3 protein-coding genes and 1 pseudogene are annotated in these 2492 nt (G+C 59.1%); 1 reads left to right on the plus strand and 3 read right to left on the minus strand.

Annotated features, from left to right (window positions below; translation table 11 throughout):
- A pseudogene (locus D6851_RS17405) lies at positions 1-140 on the minus strand (ATP-binding protein); the annotation flags it as partial.
- Complete coding sequence (gene istA, locus D6851_RS17410) at positions 137-1630, minus strand: IS21 family transposase (protein WP_120326098.1); 1494 nt, start codon at positions 1628-1630, stop codon at positions 137-139. The gene istA and the pseudogene D6851_RS17405, both read right to left, overlap by 4 nt.
- Positions 1631-1656: 26 nt before the next feature.
- Between istA and D6851_RS17415 the strand changes: the two genes are divergently transcribed.
- The gene (locus tag D6851_RS17415; RefSeq protein WP_120326099.1) at positions 1657-2181 is read left to right on the plus strand and encodes an aldehyde dehydrogenase family protein; all 525 of its coding nucleotides are present in this window, start codon (positions 1657-1659) and stop codon (positions 2179-2181) included.
- A 20-nt stretch (positions 2182-2201) separates the two neighbouring features.
- Here D6851_RS17415 and D6851_RS17870 read toward each other — a convergent pair whose 3' ends face one another.
- Positions 2202-2342, minus strand: coding sequence for a hypothetical protein (locus tag D6851_RS17870; RefSeq protein ID WP_183030174.1), 141 nt, complete (start codon positions 2340-2342; stop codon positions 2202-2204).
- Positions 2343-2492 lie beyond the last annotated feature (150 nt).

Raw genomic sequence — 2492 nt, forward strand, 5'->3', positions numbered from 1 at the left:
AGGCGGGCGAGGAAGCGGATATGATCGACGCCTTCAGCGGCACATTGCCGGGCGAGCTTGTGGTGCTCTCGCAGGCACGTAGGCAGCTTGAGTGCCTTGAGATTGTGAGCGAGAAGAAGCTCCGGGGTCTGATCGCTCATGCGGCCTCCTGCTGGTCGGAGAGCAGGCTCAGATAGGCTCTGGCAAAGGTCTTCTCGACCGTTGTGCGTGGCAGGAAGGGATAGACGTCCAGGTCCAGCCTGGGCGGTACGCGTTCGACCCGGCACAGGGCGAGGTGCTTGACGGCATCGAAGCCGATGGCGCCAAGATCAATGGCCTGTTCCACCGCCGCCTGGAGATCGGCGAGGGTGAACGTTTCCAACAGGCGCAGCACCTGTACATATTCACGCCTGCCATGCTTGTGCATGCGGCCTTCCATCAACCGCTGCAGTGTCGTGAACGCTTCGGGCAAATCCCAGCCCTGCAAAGGCGCGGCCTGGTCGAATGCGTTGATCTTCTGCTCGATCAGCGGGAGATAGTGGAGCGGGTCGAAGATAACCTCCTCGCGGGCATAACAACGAGGATGACGGGCGATGACTTCGCTGCGGCAGCCGACCACCACCTCATCGACATAGGCCCTGATCCAGACCTCCTGATGGCCCCAGGCCACCGGAACCGAATAATCGTTGGTCCTGTAGCGCACCAGGGATTGCGAGGAGACCCGCCCGCTCGTCTGATCGCAGGCCTCGAAGGGTGTAGCGGGCAGAGGCTGCATGGCTGCCAGATCGCGTTGCAAGCGCTCACCGATCGTCTCGCTCTGTCCGCGCACCTTGTCCTGCTGGCGCTTGCGGCATTGCTCCTCCAGCCATAGGTTGAAGGCCTCCCAGGTCGGGAACTTCGGGATCGGCACCATGAAATTGCGGCGGCAGTAACCAACCAGCCCTTCCACATTGCCTTTCTCGTTCCCCTTGCCCGGGCGGGCATAGCGGTCGCGGATCACATAATGCGACAGGAAAGCGCTGAACAGCGTGGCACGCTTGCGCGTGCCGTCTGGCAGGATCTTCGCCACAAGGCAGCGATCGTTGTCATAGACGATCGAGCGCGGCACCGCGCCGAAGAACGCGAAGGCATGAACGTGTCCGTCCACCCAGGCTTCCGCCACCGCCGCCGGATAGGCCCGCACATAGCAGGCATCACTGTGCGGCAGATCGAGTGCGAAGAAGTAGGCCTTCTGCTGCACCCCGCCGATCTCCACCAGCGCTTCCCCGAAATCGGCCTGCGCATCCCCCGCCGGGTGGGCCAGCGGCACGAACATCTCCCGGCTGCGTTGCTCACGCTCGCGGATGTAATCCTTGATGATCGTATAGCCGCCGGTGAAACCATGCTCGGCGCGCAAGCGGTCGAATACCCGCTTCGCCGTATGGCGCTGTTTGCGCGGGACGCAGCGGTCCCCTTCAAGCCATCCATCAATGATCGCCACAAACCCGTCCAGCTTCGGGCGCTGCGGGACAGATTGACGCCGGTAACCCGGTGGCGATGAAAACGACAGCATCTTGCGCACCGTGTCGCGCGACACATTGAAACGCTTCGCCGCCGCCCGCTGGCTCATGCCATCCGCGCAAGCCAAACGGACCTGAAGATAAAGTTCCACGCTGTAGATCCCCACACCTCCCTGACTTGGCAGAAAGGCTTCAAGGTGGACGACTTTTACGCCGCCCGCAGCAGGACTATCCCGCCGCTAGCGTGGCCGAATATTGCTCCGCCGTTCTCATCGCGAAGGGAAAAGAGCAGGGTGCAAGGCTCGTGACTGGAGGCGAGGTGCCGAAAGATCCTGCGCTCGCCGCAGGCTGGTTCGTCGAGCCGACAATCTTTGCCGACGTCACTTCACAAATGGCGATAGCTCGTGAAGAGATATTCGGGCCTGTCCTGTCGGTGATCCGCTGGTCTGATGAAGACACTCTGTTCGAGCAGGTTAACGAGCTGGACTACGGCCTTACTGCGGCGATATTCACACAAGATTTAAATACTGCGCACCTTGCTGCGCAGCGTGTGCAAGCAGGATACGTATGGATCAATAATGTCAGCGAGCATTTTCCAGGTGCACCGTTTGGCGGATACAAACAATCAGGGCTAGGTCGAGAAGAGAGTCTGGAGGAAATGTACGAATTCAGCCAACTGAAAAATGTAAACATCAAGTTCTGACTATTAATTTTCTTAAATATCTACGAATTTTCCAGATCCATATTGTCAAGATGCGATTTGAGATTGGCCGACATACGCGCAAGCACGGATGCGCAAATCGCAACCTCGGCAGGATCAATGCCGCTTTGCGCCACGCGATTGATGTCTATTGCATATTGCATGACTTCCTTCTCGAGGGCTTTACGGGTCGTGCGGCTGAGCGGAACAGGAAAGTGTCGTAAGGGGCATTATTTCCTTTCAAAAGTCCCATTCGGAATTAGGTTGGCGTAGCGGTCTGAGGCCGCCGTTTGCGACGGCGTCAGGCACGGAGA

The organism is Altericroceibacterium spongiae (genome assembly GCF_003610805.1).
In the GTDB taxonomy this organism is placed as follows: Bacteria; Pseudomonadota; Alphaproteobacteria; order Sphingomonadales; family Sphingomonadaceae; genus Altericroceibacterium; species Altericroceibacterium spongiae.

Excerpts from the sequence above, each read along its gene's own strand:
- D6851_RS17870 (WP_183030174.1), bottom strand. The coding sequence starts at position 2,342 with ATGCAATATGCAATAGACATCAATCGCGTGGCGCAAAGCGGCATTGAT.